Below are 17,006 nucleotides of genomic sequence, written 5' to 3'. Positions count from 1 at the left end.
CGCCTCGTCCAGGTTCACCGGGCGCGGGCCGCCTGCTCGCGCAGCCGCTCCAGGGCCGCGCCGGGGTCGGCGGCGTCGTAGATCGCGGACCCGGCGACGAAGCAGTCGACGCCCGCCTCGGCCGCCTGCTCGATGGTGTCCGCGTTGATGCCGCCGTCGATCTCCACGACGAGCTTGAGGTGGCCGGTGTCGACCAGGCGGCGCGCGGTGCGCACCTTGTCCAGCACCTCGACCATGAACTCCTGGCCGCCGAAACCGGGCTCGACCGACATCACCAGCAGGGTGTCGTAGTGCTTGAGCACGTCCAGGTGCGGTTCCAGCGGTGTGCCCGGCTTGATCGACAGGCCGGCCCTGGCGCCCGCCGCGCGCAGGTCCTTGGCCAGCGCCACCGGGTCCTTCGCGGCCTCGACGTGCACGGTCACGTTGTGGGCGCCCGCCTCGGCGTACCCGGTGGCCCAACGGTCCGGGTCGTCGATCATCAGGTGGCAGTCCAGCGGGATGTCGGTCGCCGCGCGCAGCGCCTTCACCACGGGCAGGCCGATGGTCAGGTTGGGCACGAAGTGCGCGTCCATCACGTCCACGTGCAACCAGTCGGCGCCCGCCACGGCGGCGGCCTCGTCCGCGAGGCGGGCGAAGTCGGCGGACAGGATGCTCGGGGCGATCATCGGCTGGTGGACCACGGCTGGTGAGTCTAAGCTTCCGCGCCCCGGCGGACCCGGCCGGGACTTGTGTTCCGGCCCACTGCCCGATCACCCGGTTTTCCCCTCCGGGTCGTCCATTCCCGACTACTCACGCGGGTAGTTCCCCTGCCGTGCGCGGCCTATTACGTTCGAGTCGGGGGGTAAGTGCTGGGGAGTGTTCGGATGAATGGCGAATTCCGCCGCCGCGTCGCGCTGGTCACCGGCGCCTGTTCGCGGTTCGGCGGCGAGGTGGTGGAGGCGCTGGCCCGGCGGGGCGCGCTGGTGGCGGCCGTGGACGGTGACGGGCCGCGGCTCGCGGACCTGGTCGAGCGGCTGCGCGACGAGGGGCTGCTGGTGGCCGGGCGGCAGGTCGACGTGACGTCGAGCGACGCCGTGGACGCGCTGGTGGACCAGGTGGAGCGCGAGTTCGGGCCGGTGGACGCGCTGGTCGCGATGGCGGGCGCGCTGCGGCTCGGACCCGCGCTGTCGATCACCGACCAGGACTGGGCGCACAGCTTCGCGGTGAACGCGACCGGGGTGTTCAACGCCTGCCGGGCGGTGGCGACGCGCATGGTGGGCCGGGAGCGCGGCACGATCGTGGTGGTGCCCGCGCACGCGGTGGCGGCGCCCCGGTCCGGGATGGCGGCCTACGCGGCGTCACGGGCGGCGGCCGTCGCCTACGCCGAGTGCCTGGCCGTGGAGGTCGCGTCGGGCGGGGTGCACTGCGCCGTGGTGGCGCCCGCGGACGCGCGGCGGGTGGTGGACGAGGTGTGCTTCCTGCTCGGCGGGGCCGGCGCGTCGGACGCGCTCGGGGCGTGACCACGGGGCGGGGCGCGGGGACTGGTCGCGGGGCGGGGCGCGGGGCGTGACCACGGGCGCGGCTCGGGTTCACGCCTTCGAGGCCTCCTGCTCGTGGGCCAGGCGGGCGAGTTCCACCCGTGAGCTGATGCCGAGCTTCTTGAAGATGCCCCGCAGGTGGTAGTTCACCGTGTGCGGGGACAGGTAGAGCTGCTTGGCGACCTGGCGGTTGGTGAGCCCGGCGCCCACTAACCGGGCGATGTCGCGCTCCGGCTCGGACAGCCGCTGCCAGTCCGCGCCACCGCTCTCACGCGCGTGCCCGGCGCTCCCCCGCGCGTGCCCGGCGCCCTTGCGCAGCCGCGCCGCCTCGCCGTCCGCGCCCATCCGCTCGAAGATCCGCAGCGCCAGCGCGGTGTGCGCGGCGGCCCGGCCATCCTGCCCGGCCTCCGCCAGCAGCGCCGCCAGGTCCTCGTTGGCGTTGGCCTTCGCCCACGGGTGGTGGTGCCGCCCGGCCACCCGCAGCAGCTCGTCCACGTCGCGGTCCAGCACGGCCCGCGCGTGGGCGGCGGCCACCGCGACCGTCGCGATGCCCGGGTTGTCCGCGGCCAGCCCTTCCGCGGCGTCCACCACCGCGGCGGCCAGCTCGTCGTCGTCCGCGGCCAGCGCGAGCCGCACCAGCCACGCCGCGGCGCCCGGCTCGTCGACGAGCATCCGCCGGGTGGCGTCCTGGTCGGCCACGCGGCGCCGCACGTCCTCGACGGCCGCTACCGGGCCGCCCCGGGCGTGGGAGAGCAGCAGCTCGACCCAGTCGTACTGGCCGGAGTGCAGCACCGCCTCGCCCGCAGCCAGGTCGGCCCGGTAGCGGCGCACGTGCTCGGCCGCCGCCACGACCTCGCCCCGGTGCAGCGCCACCGTGGCCAGCACCGTGGAGGCGAGCGGGACGAGCAGCCGGAGGCCGCGGTCGCGGGCCGTGACCAGGCCCTGCCGGGCCGCGGCGTGGGCCTGCACGAGCCGCCCGGCCTGGGTGAGCACGCGGGCGCGGGCGATGGTGCGGGCCGCGGACGCGCCGCGGGTCACCACGTGGCCCTCGTCGAGGCCGTCGCCGCGCACCAGGCGTTCCGCGTCGGCGAACTCGCCGAGCGCCGACAGCTTCAGCGCGAACGACACCGCCGACTGCGACTGCCACCACGCGGTGGGCCGGTCCAGCTCCCAGCGGGTCGACTCGCGACCCCAGTACACGCTCTCCGCGAGGTTCCCGGCGCTCCACTCCAGGCACGAGTGGACGGTCGCGGCCATCACCACGTCCGAGTCGCTGGCCTCGCGGTCCCGCGCGGTCAGCACCGACAGCGCGTGCGCGCCCGCGCGGGAGCCGGTGGCGAAGTACAGCGACAGCAGCCTGCCCGCCGCGGCCAGCCGCCGCACCGGCTCGGACACGTCCGGCATGGTCGCCACGTGCTCGACCTCGGTCGCCGCGTCGGACGGGCGGCCGTCGGCGAGCAGGATGCCCGCGAGCACGACGCGCAGCTCGGCGGCCGCCTCGGGGGAGGGCCGCCGGGCCAGGCTGTCCCTGGCCAGCGCGATGGCCGCGCCGAGGCGGCCGTTGGCGGCCAGTTCGCGGACCCCGTGCACGGCGCTCGCGCCGTGGTCCTGGTCGGGGAGGAGGACAACCGCCGGGTCGGCCCGCTCGGTCTCCCCCGCCCGCTCGCTCTGCACGGTTTGCCGGGTTCGTGCGGTCGGCCCGGTCTGCCCGACCTGCTCGGTGTGCTGGGCCTGCCCGGCCTGCCCGGCCTGCTGGGTCTGCTCGGTCCGCAGCGCGGCCGCGTCGCGCCGCAGGGCGTACCGCACCAGCTCGGGGGTCGACTCGACCACGGCCCGCCACACCAGCTCCGAACCGAACTCCAGCTGCTCGTCGGTGCACACCACCAGGCCCGAGGAGATCACCTGGTCCGTGGCCAGCAGCAGCGCGGCGGAGGTCTCGCCCATCACCGCGGCCACGTCCCGCAGCAGGAACGACCTGCCGATCACCGCGGCGGTCCGCACCAGCTGGGCCGCCCTGGCGGGCAGGTCCTCGACCTGGCCGCGCACCAGGGCGAGCACCCGACGCGGCAGCCGCCCCCCGGGTGACCGGTCCGCGCGCAACCGGGCCACGCCGGCGCGCACGTCCAGCCGCTCCTCCTCGCACAGGCCGACGACCAGCTCGGCGACCAGGCGCGGGTTGCCGCCCGCGGTCGCGACGAAGGCCGCCAGGTCGGGATCGGGCACGGCGTCCAGCAGCTCGCGGACCACCCGCTCCACCACCGCCGCGCCCACCGGTCCGAGGGTGAGCACGTCGCCTTGCTCGGCCAGGGCGCGCCGCACCTCGGCGCCCGCCACCGTGCCGGTCAGGGCGACCAGGGCGGTGACCCGGCGCTCGCGCAGCCGCGGGAGCAGGGCCAGCAGGGCGGCCGGGTCCTGGTGCGCGTGGTCGACGGCGATCAGCGGGCGGGCGGCGTCCTGCTCCAGGGCCCGGGACAGGTCCGCGGAGGTCGCCAGCCGCTCGCCGGGGACCGGGACGACGGCGTAGCCCAGGCCGCGGGCGGCCTCGACCGCCTCGCGCAGCAGGAGCGTCTTGCCGGCGCACGGTGGGCCGTCGATGGCCAGCAAGCCACCGGGCTCGGACAGGAACCGGAGAACCGAAGCCCGTTCACGATCCCGTCCGTACGATTTCGACACAATCAAGCCTGCTACGCATCTTCGCGGGCTGTCAATTCATCGGTCAGGGCGTGTTGTCACCATTTTTGCGGAAAGGGGCGGGCGGACCGACGCGTTCCAGTTCGCGGACCACGGCCCGGGGATCGGCCGCGAGCGCGACACCGGCGGAAGTCAACACGTTCAGGTGACCTTCGAACGCGGGGTGCGCGGCCTGGTCGGCCGACAGCTGCGGCATGACCACCACCGGCGCGCGGCTGCCCAGGCCCTCGCACAGCACGGTGAGCGCCTGGTTGTCGCCGATGCCCAGGGCCAGCTTGGCCAGCGAGTTCGCGGTGGCGGGCGCGAACGCGAACGCGTCGGGCACCGGGTGCGGTTTCGGCTCGGTCGGCAGGCGCGAGGTCCAGCGGACGGGCAGGTCGGTGGTCCCGGCCAGGGCGGCCAGGTGCGGTTCGAGCCAGCGGGCGGCGGTCGGGGTGAGGGTGATGGCCAGCCGCCAGCCCCGGGCCGCCAGGGGCCGGGCGAGGTCGTCGACCAGCCACCGCTCCACCCCGCCCGCGGCGGAGGCGACCAGGGCCAGCACGGGTCGGTTCACCGCGGTGCCCCGGGCGCCGGGGAGGGGACGGGGCGGGCCCCGTCCCGCACGACCGCGAAGGGCGTGCGGGAGGGGTGGGGGCCGCCGGTCACGCGGGCCGCCGCAGCACGGCGCAGAACATCGCGTCCGTGCCGTGCAGGTGCGGCCACAGCTGCACCTGCGGCCCGTCGCCCAGCTCCGGCACGTCGGGGAAGAACTCGCGCGCGTCCAGCCGCTCGGCGCCGGTCCGGCGGGCCACGTCGGCGACCACGCCCACCGTCTCGGACAGGTGCGGCGAGCACACCACGTACGCCACCACCCCGCCCGGCCGCACCAGCTCCAGCGCGGAGGTCAGCAGCTCCCGCTGCAAGCGGGCCAGCGGCGCGACGTCCGACGGCTGCCGGCGCCAGCGCGCCTCCGGCCGGCGGCGCAGCGCGCCCAGCCCCGTGCACGGCGCGTCCACCAGCACCCGGTCGAACGAGCCGGCCGGCAGGCCCGGGTCCCGGCCGTCGGCGACGTGCACGGTGACCGGCAGGTCACCGATCGCCTTGCGGACCAGCTCGGCGCGGTGCGGCGCCTTCTCGACCGCGTCCAGGTCGGCGCCGGACAGCGCGGCGAGCGCGCCCAGCATCACCGCCTTGCCGCCGGGGCCCGCGCACAGGTCCAGCCAGCGCGAGTCGGGGCCCTCCAGCGGCGCGCGGGTCAGCGCCAGCGCGCACAGCTGGCTGCCCTCGTCCTGCACGACCGCCAGCCGCTCCCGCACCGCCTCCAGGTCACCGGGGTCGCCGCCCTCCTCCAGGCGCACCCCGTACGGCGAGTACGGCGCGGGCTCGCCGCCGGTCATCGCGGCCAGCTCGTCCGAGGTGACCTCGCCGGGCCGGGCGGCCAGGTGCACGGCCGGTCGCGCGTCGTCGGCCGCCAGGGCGTGGCGCAGCGCCTCGCCGCGGCTGCCCAGCGCCTCGGCGAACGCCTGGGCGATCCACTTCGGGTGGGCGTTGGCCATGGCCAGGTAGCCGATCGGGTCGCTGTCCTCGTCGGGCGCGACCTCCTCCACCCAGCCCTGCTCGTCCTGCCCGGTGACGCGGCGCAGCACCGCGTTGGCGAACCCGGCCGCGCCGGAGCCCAGCGCGGCGCGCACCAGGTCGACGGTCGAGGCGACCGCCGCGTGCGCCGGGATCCTGGTGCGCAGCAGCTGGTAGGCGCCGAGCCGCAGCGCGTCGAGCACCGAACCGTCCACTTCGGACAGCGGACGGTCGGAGCAGGCGGCCAGCACGGCGTCGAGCAGGCCGCGGGCACGCAGGGAGCCGTAGGTGAGTTCGGTGGCCAGGGCCGCGTCGCGGCCGGTGATCCGGCGGTCCCGCAGCAGGCCGGGCAGCACGAGGTTGGCGTAGGCGTCGCGCTGGCGCACCGCGCGCAGGGTGTCCAGCGCCGCCTGGCGCGCCGGGTCGTCCTGCGGCGGCCGGGCGGGACCGGTCCGCCGGCGGGGCGGGTGGGGGCGATGGGGTCGCGAGGGCTTGGACGACCGCTGTGTCATGAGATCCGCTCCCCCGCCTCGACCCGGGCGCCCCGCGCCCAGTCCGTGGCGGGCATCCGCTTCTTGCCCTGCGCCTGGACCTCGCCCAGGGCGACGGGCTCGGTGGCCGTGCCTACGAGCACGCGCTTGCGCTCTGCCTTGATCTCGCCCGGGGCGAGGTCGTGCTCCTCTTCGACCGGCAGCACCGGGCCGAGCTTGAGGCGCTCGCCGCGGAACTCCGCCCACGCCCCCGGGTCCGGGGTGACCGCGCGGGCCACCCGGTCCAGGGCGGCGGCGGGCGTGCCGAAGTCGAGCCGGGCGTCGTCCACCGCCACCTTCGGCGCGTAGCTGACGCCCTCCTCCGGCTGCTCGACGGCCCGCAGCGTGCCGTCCTCGACGCCATCCACAGTGGACAGCAGCAGCTTGGCGCCGGACTCGGCGAGGCGGGCCAGCAGCTCACCGGCCGTGTCGCGCTCGCGCACCCGCTCGGTCAGCACGCCGAACACCGGACCCGCGTCGAGGGCCTTGACGATGCGGAACGTGGTCGCGCCGGTGATGTCGTCGCCGTGCCGCACCGCCGCCTGCACCGGAGCCGCGCCGCGCCACGCGGGCAGCACGGAGAAGTGCAGGTTCACCCATCCGTGGGTGGGGATGGACAGGGCGGACTCCGGCAGCAGCGCGCCGTAGGCCACCACCGGGCACAGGTCCGGTCGCAACTCGCGCAGGCGGGCCTGGAACACCGGGTCACCGGCCTTGGCCGGGGTCAGCACCTCGATGCCGTGCTCGTCGGCCAGCGCCGCGACCGGCGACCGCTCCACCTTCCGACCGCGACCGGACGGAGCGTCGGGCCGGGTGACCACGGCCACCACCTCGTGCCGGTCGGACTCCAGGAACGCCCGCAGCGACGGCAGGGCTACCTCGGGCGTACCCGCGAAGACCAGGCGCATCGTCACGCGCCCCCGGACGGCACGGCGGGACTTCGGTGGGACGGCGGACTGGCTGGGTCGAACACGCGCTCTCCTCGCATCGGGGCAGGGCGCAAGTCTAGGAGAGCCCGCCAGTCCAGGAGAGCCCGCCGGCGCTAGCCCGCTCCACCGAGCAGCGGGTGCGGCGACTGCTTGATCGTCGGCACGGCGCCGTCGAACCACGACTGCTGCCGGATCTCCCGCATCGCCCTCTTGCGGGTCTCCTCGTCCAGGCGGTCCAGGAACAGCACGCCGTCGAGGTGGTCGGTCTCGTGCTGGATGCAGCGCGCCAGCAGGTCGGTGCCCTCCACCTCGACCGGCTCGCCGTGCATGTTCCAGCCGCGGGCGATCACCTGGCGGTGGCGGCGGCAGTCCCAGCCCAGGCCGGGGATGGACAGGCAGCCCTCCAGGCCCTCCTGGTACTCGTCGCCGACCACGTCGAACGTGGGGTTGACCAGGTGACCCGCGAACCCGTCGCAGTGGTAGGTGAAGACGCGCAGGCCCACGCCGAGCTGCGGTGCGGCGAGCCCCGCGCCACCGGCGTCGCTCATGGTGTCCCACAGGTCCTTGACCAGCCTGCGCAACTCCGCGTCGAAGTCGCCGACCTCGACCGCGGGGCTCCGCAGCACCGGGTCGCCGAACAGCCGGATCGGTTGGACGGTCACGCACACTCCTCGCACTCGCGCCGGGAGGCACCAGTCTACGGAACGTGAGGGGGGTGGGTCAGTGCTCCAGGTCAGTGCTCCAAGTCAGTGCCCCAGGTCACCACCCCGGAGGGCCACGCCGAGCAGCGCTGCCGCGCAGTGACCGACGAAGCGGGTGGCGGGGAGGGTGCTGGTGCTGGTGAGGACAGGGCGGGGCCGGGGGCAGAGGTGGTGATAGCAGAGATGGGGGTGGTGAGACGCCTCGGGCCCACCCGAACGGCAGGTGGGCCCGAGGCGTCTCACGGGGCGGTGACGGGTGTCAGCGGGAGGGCCAGACCGCGCGGGCCGCGCCGCCTCCTCGCCTGCTGGTCTCGGCGGCCGCGCGCCAGCGGCCGTCGTGGAGGCGTTCGACCGCGGTCACCGCGCCGATCTCGCCGGTCGAGGTGAAGCGGTGACCCAGGGCTTGCAGGGCCTGCGCCTCCGGGGTGGCCAGGAAGGCGGCTTCGGCCTGCGTGCTCGCGGCGTTGCGCTGGGAGGCGCGCGGTGCGGCGATGGCCTCGACGAGGGGCACGCCCCGGTCCAGCCGCTGGGTCAGCACCTGGATGACCGTGGTGATGATGCTCGCGCCGCCGGGTGAGCCGAGGGCCAGCACCGGCTTGCCGTGGTCCAGCACGATGGTCGGCGACATCGACGAGCGCGGGCGCTTGCCGGGACCCGGCAGGTTCGGGTCGGGCACGCCCGGCGTGACCGGGGTGAACGAGAAGTCGGTCAGCTCGTTGTTGAGCAGGAAGCCCCTGCCGGGCACGACGATGCCGCTGCCGCCCTCCTGCTCGATGGTCAGCGTGTAGGCGACGACGTTGCCCCAGCGGTCGGCGACGGTGAGGTGCGTGGTGTCCGTGCCCTCGTACGGGGTGGCGGCGGGTTCGCCGGTGGTCGCGCACGGAGCCGGGTTGCGCGGGTTGCCGGGGGCGACGGGGCTGGTCAGGGCCTTGGCCGGGTCGATGAGGCACGCCCGGCTGTCGGCGAAGCGCTGGGACAGCAGCTCCCGGGTCGGGACGTCGACCGCCGCCGGGTCGCCCACCCACCGGTTGCGGTCGGCGAAGGACAGGCGGCTCGCCTCCAGGAACCGGTGCAGGTACTGGGTGGGCGTCTCCTCGGCGAGCTTCGTGGTCTCCAGGATGTTCAGGGCCTCGCCGACCGTGGTGCCGCCGGACGAGGGCGGGGCCATGCCGAACACGTCGAGGCCGCGGTAGCGCACGTGGGTCGGCTCGCGGCGCGGGACGGTGTAGCCGCGCAGGTCGGCGGTCGTCATCCCGCCCGAGCGGACCTCGCGGGTGACCCCGGCGACGACCGGCGGCTGCTGGACGGTCCGCGCCACCTCACGGGCCAGGTCGCCCTCGTAGAAGGTGCGGACGCCCTTCTTGCGCAGGTCGCGGTAGGTGTCGGCGAGGTCCGGGTTGCGGAACGTGCTGCCGACGGCGGGCGGGGTCCCGTTCGGCAGGTACAGCTCGCGGGTCGAGGTGAAGTCGGCGAACCGGGCGGCGTTCTCGGTGACCTGGCGGTTGAAGGTGGCGTCGACCTGGAAGCCGCGCCGGGCCAGCTCCTCGGCCGGCCTGACGGCCCGGTCCAGCGAGAAGGTGCCCCACCTGCGGAGCGCCTGCTCCCAGGTCTTGGGCGTGCCCGGGACACCGATCGACAACCCGCTGGTGACGGCTTCCGCGAACGGGATCGGCGCCCCGTCCTCGACGAACAGGTCGGCGTCGGCCGAGGCGGGCGCGGTCTCCCGACCGTCCAATGTGGAGATCTGGCGCGTGCGGGCGTCGTAGTGGACGAAGAAGCCGCCACCGCCGATGCCGGCGGAGAACGGGTCGGTGACGCCCAGCGCGGCGGCGGTGGCGACCGCGGCGTCCACCGCGTTCCCACCGCGGCGCAGGACTTCGACCCCGATCTGCGAGGCGTCGGGGTCGACGCTGGACACCACCCCACCACTGCCGACGGCTTCGGGCACCCGTGGCGGCGCGGCGGCGGTGGCACCCGCGACGGCAGGCAGGAGCGGGACGAGGAGGAGTGATGCGAGGGCGCTGGCGACAGTCGACCGGAGCATCGTTCCCTTCTACTCCAAGCCGGCGGAAACCTGAACCTCCCGAGTGGCTGGTTCCTGATGGACGAGGGCAGGGCGAGAGCGGATGCGGGAGGGCGGACGCGGCTGAGGATCGGGTAGGGCAGCAGGCCCGACGACCGGCGGCGGGTGCTCGGGCGGGTTCAGGCGACCGGCGACCGGCAGCAAGCGACCAGCAACAAGCAACTTGCGGTCAGCGACCGGCGACCGGCGACCGGCGACCAACAGCGGGCAACAGGTAGCCAGCGGCAGGCGACCGGCAACAGGTAACCGGAGGCAGATGGCGAGGGGTTCGGTGTGGTTCGGGAGTTGGGTCAGAGGACTTCGAGGGGGTCCAGTTTCACGCGGACCGCCTCGGGTTCTTTCCGCGCGCTGCGCACCGCCTGGACCTCGCCGAGGATCGCGGCCAGGTTCCGGCCTTCCGGGCGGGCCACTCGCACCAGGGCGCGTTCCCGGTCCTCGTCGAGTGGGACCGGGCCCAGGATTTCGCCGGTCGGGGGCAGGTGGAGGTCTTCCAGGACGGCGGCCAGCGCGTCCCGGGAGCCGTCCACCGTGGCCATGCGCACCGCCGGCGGGAAGCCCAGCTCCTCCCTGGCCGCCAGCTCCTGCCTGGCGTGCCACACCGGGTCCCAGCGGACCAGGGCCTGCACCGGCGCGAGGGCCGAGTCCGCGACCACCACCACCCGTCCCGCCTCGTGCACCAGCGCCGCCGCCGTCATCCAGCGGCGCAGGGCCTCCTCGGCGGCCCGCAGGTCGGCGCGGCCCAGCAGGGCCCAGCCGTCCAGGAGCAGGGCCGCCCCGTAGCCGCCGGGGGCCACCGGTTCCGCGCCGGGGGTCGCCACCACCAGCGACCGACCGCCGGGCACGGTGGACAGCACCTCGTCGCCGCCCGAGGTGCGGACCGGGACGCCGTTGAACGCGCGGCCCAGCTCCTCGGCCGTCCGGCGGGCGCCGATGACCTGCCCGCGCAGGCGGCGCGAGCCGCAGTTCGGGCAGCGGTAGGCGGCTTCCGTCGCGCCGCACCAGCGGCAGTACGCGGGTCTCGGCTCGCCGTCCCGCGTGCCGCCCGGCAGGGCCAGCGGCCCCGCGCAGCGGCGGCACCGGGCAGGTGCCCGGCACTGGCCGCACGCCAGCGCAGGCACGTAGCCCCGGCGCGGCACCTGGATCAGGACCGGGGTGTCGGCCGACAGCGCGGCGCGCGCCGCGTCGAACGCGATGGACGGGAGTCTCGCCGACCTCGCCGCCGGGTCCTTCACCTCCTGCCAGTCGTTGTCCCCGACGGCCGCCACGCGCGGCGCCACCGAGCGCAGCGTGTCGCGGGCCGCCACCACCTCGTGCGCCCAGCCGCTGTCGACCAGCACCTGGGCCTCGGCGGTCCGGGCGAAACCGCCGACCAGGAACGACGCCCCGGTCAGGTGCGAGCGCTGCACCAGCACGTCGCGCACGTTCGGGTAAGGCATCCTGGGTTCGGCGTGCAGGTCGTCGCCGTCGTCCCACACCACGACCAGGCCCAGGTCGTGCACCGGCGCGAACGCGGCCCCGCGCGTGCCGAGCACCACCCGCACCGAACCCCGCCGCACGGCCAGCCACCGCTTGTACCGCTCGGCGGGCCCGAGGTCGGCCAACAGCGCCACCACGTCCGCCTCGTGCATGAGCTCCAGGCACGCCGCGTGCAGCCTCGCGAGGTCGCGGTGGTCCGGCACGACCACCAGCGCGCCCCTGCCCGTGCTCGCCATCGACGCCGCCGCCTCGGCCAGCCGGGCCGGCCAGTCCTCGGCGGGCAGCGCCTGCCACACCGCCCGGGCGGCGCGGCCCGAGCGCAGCGCTTCGAGCAGGCGCGGCCCCAGCGGGTACCGCTCCCAGCCCTCGCCCGAGGGCACCGCCGGGGCGGGCCCCGGCTCCGGCGACGGCTTCGCCTCGGCCCGCGCGTGCCGGGGCGGGATGGCCATCCGCAGCACGTCGATCAACGACCCGGCGTACCGGTCGGCCACCGTCCGCGCCAGCTCTGCCACCTCGGGGGACAGCACCGGCTCGGGCGAGACCACCCGGTCCAGGAACGTGAGCTTCCGGTCGTACTCCGACGACTCCGCCCGCTCCAGCAGGTAGCCGTCCACCAGTTGCCCCGCGAACCGCACCCGGACCCGGCAGCCGGGCACCGCCTCCGCGTCCTGCTCCGTGGAGATCTGGTAGTCGAACGGGCGGTCCAGGTGCGCCAACGGCACGTCGACGCACACGCGGGCAACCGGCATCGAGGCGGCGGGGACCCGCTCCCCGCGCCTGGTGCTCGCCTCGCCCGCCACGGAGGGAGGTCTACCAGAGACCGCTGTGGACGCTCGCGCCCCGGGTCGCCGCCACCGGTCCGTCACGACCGCGCTCGGAGAACGGTGGGCGGGACGCGGCGGACGAAGGGGAAGGCGAGGACAGGGAGGAGGGCCGAGAAGAGGGCGACGGAGAGGAGGGCACAGGAGAGGGGAACGCCGGAGAGGAGGAAGTGGCAGGAAGGAGAAGAGCTGGGCTGATGAGGGGGTTTGACGTGGTCATGGGATTAGTATCGAACAGGTGTTCGACGGGGGCAAGTTCCCTATCGGGTGATCATCCGGAGATGCTCTCCCGGCCGTTCTCCACGTGCCCCGCCAGCCTGCGGTGGAACGCGCCGCAGGTCACCACCAGGTCGTACCACCCGTGCCGGAACTCGGTCAGCCACGGCACCAGCCGGCGACGCCCCGGTCGCACGGCCACCTTGAAGTCCCGCCCGTCGCCGGTGATCGAGAACGTCGCGTCCGACGTGCCGGAGTTCGCCAGCGTCACGCTCAGCACGCGGCTGTGCCCGTGCACCGACGACGACGCGGACACCGACTCGCCGCGCGTCCCCGCGAACTCACGCCGGAAGCCGTTCGGCCCGATGAGCGTGAACCGGTACGAGTCGCCGAACGGCACCGCGAAGTCCTCCGACGAGCGGACGTCGAAGTGCGCCGGGAACTCGAACTCCCCCGCGTACGGGTACAGCGCGAGGTGCGCGCTCTCCGCCCCGGAGTTCACCATCGTCAACCGCACCTCCCCGCCCGAGACGACCCCGAACGCGTCCGGCTGGTACGGCAGCGCCCGCGCGGGCCGCACGCCCGGCTCCTGCCCCGGCATCCGCTGGTCCGCGGGTGGCGTCGGCCGCCAGCGCGGCGCGGCGGGCGGCACCTCGGGCGGCGGCGCGATCGCGGGGCGGCGCAGGCGGCGGCTGAAGTCGAACGCCGAGGTCAGGTCGCCGCACGCGGTGCGCCGCCAGGCGCTGACGTCCGGCGCGGGCACGCCCAACCAGCGCTCCAGGAAGCGGGTCGTCGAGGTGTGGTCGAACACCTGGGAGTTGACGTAGCCGCCGACGGTCCAGGGTGACACCACGGTCATCGGCACCCGCGGGCCGAGGCCGAGCGGCCGGTCGCCCACGTGCTCGTCGGCGACCCGGCCGGGCGGGCGCGGCGGCGGGACGTGGTCGAAGTAGCCGTCGTTCTCGTCGTAGGTGATGAACAGCGCGGTGGTGTCCCACACCTCCGGCACGGAGGCCAGGGCGTCCAGGACCTGGTAGGTGAGCGACGCGCCCGCGGCGGGCGAGGACGCGCCGGGGTGCTCGGACCCGGTGGACGGCGCCACCAGGTACGAGACCCGGGGCAGCCGGCCCGCGGTCACGTCGGCGCGGAACTCCGACGCGAGGTCACCGGGCCGCACGCGGTGCAGGCCGCGGTCGTAGAGCGCGCGTTCCACGGGCGTGAGGGCGTTCACGCCCTCACGCAGCTCCGCCAGCATCTTCTCCGGCTCCGCGGAGCGCGCCAACGCGGCGTAGAAGGAGTCGAGGCTGCGGTGCCCGCCGCGCAGCGCCTTGCGCGCGACCTCCTTGAAGCGGGTGAAGAACTCCAGGTTGTTGTCCTGGAAGTTGTCCCACTCCTGGTACACGCGCCAGGAGTGACCGGCCTCCTGGAGCCGCTCGGCGTAGGTCCGCCACGAGTAACCGGGGTGGGTGTCCTCCGCGTAGGCGGCGTTGGTGACCGCGCGTTCACCGGAGGGCTCGAACCCCGTGTAGCCGCTGACCCAGTAGTTGCGGTTGGGGCTGGTGGAGGTGGGCACGGAGCAGTGGTAGGCGTCGCAGAGGGTGAACGTGTCGGCCAGCTCGTAGTGGAACGGCAGGTCCCGGCGGTCGTAGTAGGCCATGGTCGCGGGGGTCTTCGCCGGGACCCAGGAGTCGTGCCAGCCGCCGCGCAGGGCCCGGTGGCCGCCGTCCCAGCTGTGGTCGAGGTCGCCGATGTACTGGGCGTCGCCCGCGCCGCCGCGGACCGGGAACGGCAGGGTGCCGCCCTGGTCGAACACGCCTTCGAGGGCGTTGCGGTCGGCGAAGCCGCGGACGCCGCGCAGCGTGCCGTAGTAGTGGTCGAACGACCGGTTCTCCTGCATCAGCAGCACGACGTGCTCGATGGCGGACAGCCCGCCGCGGCGCGGTTCGCGGGCCAGGGCCTGGTGCACCGAGGGCGGCAGGAGGGAACCCGCCACGGCGGCGGTGAGCAGGGCGCGGCGTGAGACGACCATGGTCACGGTGTCTAGTGGCCCGAGGTGAACCGGCGGCCACGCCGGTGTGGCGGGCAGCGGCCGGCCGCCGGAACTGTCGCAGCCGGGACCGCCGGCGCCGGGGTGGTCACCACTGGAACTGCCACCGACGGGACGTGGGCCGCGGTGGGACAAGTACGGTTCGCCCCGAACGCCGCTCCGGGTTCGCCGGCACCGGGAGGACCAGATGCCCGAGCACGCCTTCCACCCCGACCTCCGGGCCGCGCGCTTCCTCCCGCGCGCGGCGGTCGGCCCGCGCACCCTGCCGCTGCTCAGGCTGGTGTCGAAGATCGGCGGGAACCGGCCGCTGCCGGGCGCGGAACGGGTGGTGGTGGAACCCGGGGTGTCGATGCACGTGTTCCGGCCGAGCGGCGCGCCCGGACCCGCGCTGCTGTGGGTCCACGGCGGCGGGCTGGTCATGGGCAGCGCCGCGCAGGACGCGCGGTTCTGCCGCCGGGTGGCCGACGAGCTGGGGGTCGTGGTGGCCTCGGTGGAGTACCGGCTCGCGCCCGAGCACCCCTTCCCCACCCCGCTGCACGACTGCTGGGCGGCGCTGCGCCGGCTGGCCGACCTGCCGGGCGTGGACCCCGACCGCATCGCGATCGGCGGCGCCAGCGCCGGCGGTGGGCTGGCCGCCGCGCTCGCGCTGCTGGCGAGGGAGCGCGGCGACGTGCGGCCGGCGTTCCAGCTGCTGGTCTACCCGATGCTGGACGACCGGACCTCGGCGCGCACCGATGTCGACGAGAGCCGGCTGCGCATGTGGAACGTGAGCAGCAACCGCTTCGGCTGGCGCTCCTACCTGGGCGCCGACCACGCCGCCGAGGTGCCGCCGCTCGCGGCGCCCGCGCGCTGCGAGGACCTCTCGGGCCTGCCGCCCGCCTGGGTCGGCGTGGGCACCAACGACCTGTTCCACGAGGAGGACGTCGCGTACGCCAACCGGCTGCGGCGGGCGGGCGTCGACTGCGGGCTGCTGGAGGTGCCCGGCGCCTACCACGGGTTCGACGCGGTCCAGGGGAAGGCCCCGGTCTCCCAGGCCTTCGTGGACGCGCAGGTCGCGGCGCTGGCCGGCGGTCTCGGCATCACGGCCCGCGGCTGACGGCCGGGGGCTCGCGACCCACAGCTCACCGCCCCCGGCAGCCCACAACCCGGCAGCCCACGAAACCCGACCCGCGAAACCCGCGGCCCCGGCGGTCGCCGGGGCCCGGGGAACGTCGTCAGGCCCCCGCAGCGGAGCGCAGGGCGGTCGCGCGGTCCGTGCTCTCCCACGGCAGGTCGACGTCGGTGCGGCCGAAGTGGCCGTAGGCGGCGGTCGGGGCGTAGATCGGGCGCAGCAGGTCCAGGTCGCGGATGATCGCGGCCGGGCGGAGGTCGAAGACCTCCTGGATGGCCTGCTGGATCTTCTGCGGGTCGACCGTCTCGGTGCCGAAGGTCTCCACGAACAGCCCGACCGGGGCGGCCTTGCCGATCGCGTACGCCACCTGCACCTCGATGCGCGTGGCCAGGCCCGCGGCCACGGCGTTCTTCGCCACCCAGCGCATCGCGTACGCCGCCGACCGGTCCACCTTCGACGGGTCCTTGCCGGAGAACGCGCCGCCGCCGTGGCGGGCCATGCCGCCGTAGGTGTCGACGATGATCTTGCGGCCGGTCAGGCCCGCGTCGCCCATCGGGCCGCCGATGACGAACCGGCCGGTGGGGTTGACCAGCAGCCTCACGTCGGAGGTGTCCAGGCTCAGCTCGGCCACCTCGGGCGCCACCACCTGCTCGCGCACGTCGACGCCGAGCAGCTTCTCCAGGTCGATGCCGTCGGCGTGCTGCGTGGACACGACCACGGTGTCCAGGCGCACCGGCTGGTCGCCCGCGTACTCGATGGTGACCTGGGTCTTGCCGTCGGGCCGCAGGTACGGCACGGTGCCGTCCTTGCGGACCGCGCTCAGCCGGCGGGACAGGCGGTGGGCCAGCGCGATCGGCAGCGGCATCAGCTCGGGGGTGTCGGTGCAGGCGTAGCCGAACATCAGGCCCTGGTCGCCCGCGCCCTGCTTGGCGATGTCGTCCTGCTCGCCCTCGACCCGCTGCTCGAACGCGGTGTCCACGCCCTGCGCGATGTCGGGCGACTGGGCGCCGATGGCCACGTTGACCCCGCAGGAGTGGCCGTCGAAGCCCTTGGCCGACGAGTCGTAGCCGATCTCCAGGATCTTGTCCCGCACGATGGCCGGGATGTCCGCGTAGACCTCGGTGGTCACCTCGCCCGCGACGTGCACCTGACCGGTGGTGACCAGGGTCTCCACCGCCACGCGCGAGCGGGGGTCCTTGGCCAGCAGCGCGTCCAGGATCGAGTCGCTGATCGCGTCGCAGATCTTGTCGGGGTGCCCCTCGGTCACGGACTCGCTGGTGAACAGCCTCCTGCTGTGCTGGCTCACGGCACTCCCTAGCTAGACCTACCC

Annotated in this window: 12 protein-coding genes; 2 read left to right on the top strand and 10 right to left on the bottom strand. The window is 75.1% G+C overall.

Going from position 1 to position 17,006, the window contains the following annotated elements:
• Positions 1-14: 14 nt before the first annotated feature.
• Positions 15-665: a ribulose-phosphate 3-epimerase gene (gene rpe / locus ABD223_RS26755; protein WP_344039358.1), complete on the bottom strand. Its 651-nt coding sequence runs from the start codon at positions 663-665 to the stop codon at positions 15-17.
• Between the two features lie 198 nt (positions 666-863).
• Between rpe and ABD223_RS26750 the strand changes: the two genes are divergently transcribed.
• Positions 864-1,499, top strand: a complete 636-nt coding sequence (locus tag ABD223_RS26750) for an SDR family NAD(P)-dependent oxidoreductase (RefSeq protein ID WP_344039281.1) — start codon at positions 864-866, stop codon at positions 1,497-1,499.
• Positions 1,500-1,568: 69 nt separating this feature from the next.
• On the opposite strand, the gene ABD223_RS26745 is transcribed toward ABD223_RS26750, so the two are convergent.
• The 8 genes from ABD223_RS26745 to ABD223_RS26710 all read right to left on the bottom strand — a co-directional run bounded on the left by ABD223_RS26745 (position 1,569) and on the right by ABD223_RS26710 (position 14,547).
• Positions 1,569-4,121, bottom strand: a complete 2,553-nt coding sequence (locus ABD223_RS26745) for a helix-turn-helix transcriptional regulator (RefSeq protein WP_344039279.1) — start codon at positions 4,119-4,121, stop codon at positions 1,569-1,571.
• 112 nt (positions 4,122-4,233) lie between these two features.
• Positions 4,234-4,761, bottom strand: coding sequence for a flavoprotein (locus tag ABD223_RS26740; RefSeq protein ID WP_344039277.1), 528 nt, complete (start codon positions 4,759-4,761; stop codon positions 4,234-4,236).
• A gap of 88 nt (positions 4,762-4,849) precedes the next feature.
• Positions 4,850-6,274 (bottom strand): RsmB/NOP family class I SAM-dependent RNA methyltransferase, encoded by a 1,425-nt coding sequence (locus tag ABD223_RS26735; RefSeq protein WP_344039276.1) that lies wholly within the window; start codon positions 6,272-6,274, stop codon positions 4,850-4,852.
• Positions 6,271-7,200 carry a methionyl-tRNA formyltransferase gene (fmt, locus tag ABD223_RS26730; RefSeq protein ID WP_344039357.1) on the bottom strand — a complete coding sequence of 310 codons (930 nt, stop codon included), beginning with the start codon at positions 7,198-7,200 and terminating at the stop codon, positions 6,271-6,273. Before fmt ends, ABD223_RS26735 begins: the two co-directional genes overlap by 4 nt.
• 134 nt (positions 7,201-7,334) lie before the next feature.
• Positions 7,335-7,883, bottom strand: coding sequence for a peptide deformylase (gene def, locus ABD223_RS26725; RefSeq protein ID WP_344039275.1), 549 nt, complete (start codon positions 7,881-7,883; stop codon positions 7,335-7,337).
• A 298-nt stretch (positions 7,884-8,181) separates the two neighbouring features.
• A complete protein-coding gene (gene ggt / locus ABD223_RS26720) occupies positions 8,182-9,966 on the bottom strand; it encodes a gamma-glutamyltransferase (RefSeq protein WP_344039274.1) in 1,785 nt (594 codons plus the stop codon).
• Positions 9,967-10,295: 329 nt separating this feature from the next.
• On the bottom strand, positions 10,296-12,281 hold the full coding sequence (locus ABD223_RS26715) for a primosomal protein N' (protein ID WP_380648466.1): 1,986 nt from the start codon (positions 12,279-12,281) through the stop codon (positions 10,296-10,298).
• 292 nt (positions 12,282-12,573) lie between these two features.
• Positions 12,574-14,547: a phosphocholine-specific phospholipase C gene (locus tag ABD223_RS26710; RefSeq protein ID WP_344039273.1), complete on the bottom strand. Its 1,974-nt coding sequence runs from the start codon at positions 14,545-14,547 to the stop codon at positions 12,574-12,576.
• A 205-nt stretch (positions 14,548-14,752) separates the two neighbouring features.
• Here ABD223_RS26710 and ABD223_RS26705 point away from each other — a divergent pair, with 205 nt between their 5' ends.
• Complete coding sequence (locus ABD223_RS26705) at positions 14,753-15,661, top strand: alpha/beta hydrolase (protein ID WP_344039272.1); 909 nt, start codon at positions 14,753-14,755, stop codon at positions 15,659-15,661.
• Positions 15,662-15,779: 118 nt separating this feature from the next.
• On the opposite strand, the gene metK is transcribed toward ABD223_RS26705, so the two are convergent.
• On the bottom strand, positions 15,780-16,982 hold the full coding sequence (metK, locus tag ABD223_RS26700) for a methionine adenosyltransferase (protein WP_344039271.1): 1,203 nt from the start codon (positions 16,980-16,982) through the stop codon (positions 15,780-15,782).
• Between the last annotated feature and the right edge of the window lie 24 nt (positions 16,983-17,006).

The sequence above is a fragment of the Saccharothrix xinjiangensis genome, from assembly GCF_039527585.1.
Lineage (GTDB): Bacteria > Actinomycetota > Actinomycetes > Mycobacteriales > Pseudonocardiaceae > Actinosynnema > Actinosynnema xinjiangensis.
Note: the sequence above shows the minus strand (reverse complement) of the source record. Positions and strands in the feature narration are given on the sequence as shown.

Excerpts from the sequence above, each read along its gene's own strand:
- fmt (WP_344039357.1), bottom strand. The coding sequence starts at position 7,200 with ATGCGCCTGGTCTTCGCGGGTACGCCCGAGGTAGCCCTGCCGTCGCTG.
- rpe (WP_344039358.1), bottom strand. The coding sequence starts at position 665 with ATGATCGCCCCGAGCATCCTGTCCGCCGACTTCGCCCGCCTCGCGGAC.
- ABD223_RS26710 (WP_344039273.1), bottom strand. The coding sequence starts at position 14,547 with ATGGTCGTCTCACGCCGCGCCCTGCTCACCGCCGCCGTGGCGGGTTCC.
- ABD223_RS26750 (WP_344039281.1), top strand. The coding sequence starts at position 864 with ATGAATGGCGAATTCCGCCGCCGCGTCGCGCTGGTCACCGGCGCCTGT.
- ggt (WP_344039274.1), bottom strand. The coding sequence starts at position 9,966 with ATGCTCCGGTCGACTGTCGCCAGCGCCCTCGCATCACTCCTCCTCGTC.
- ABD223_RS26735 (WP_344039276.1), bottom strand. The coding sequence starts at position 6,274 with ATGACACAGCGGTCGTCCAAGCCCTCGCGACCCCATCGCCCCCACCCG.
- ABD223_RS26705 (WP_344039272.1), top strand. The coding sequence starts at position 14,753 with ATGCCCGAGCACGCCTTCCACCCCGACCTCCGGGCCGCGCGCTTCCTC.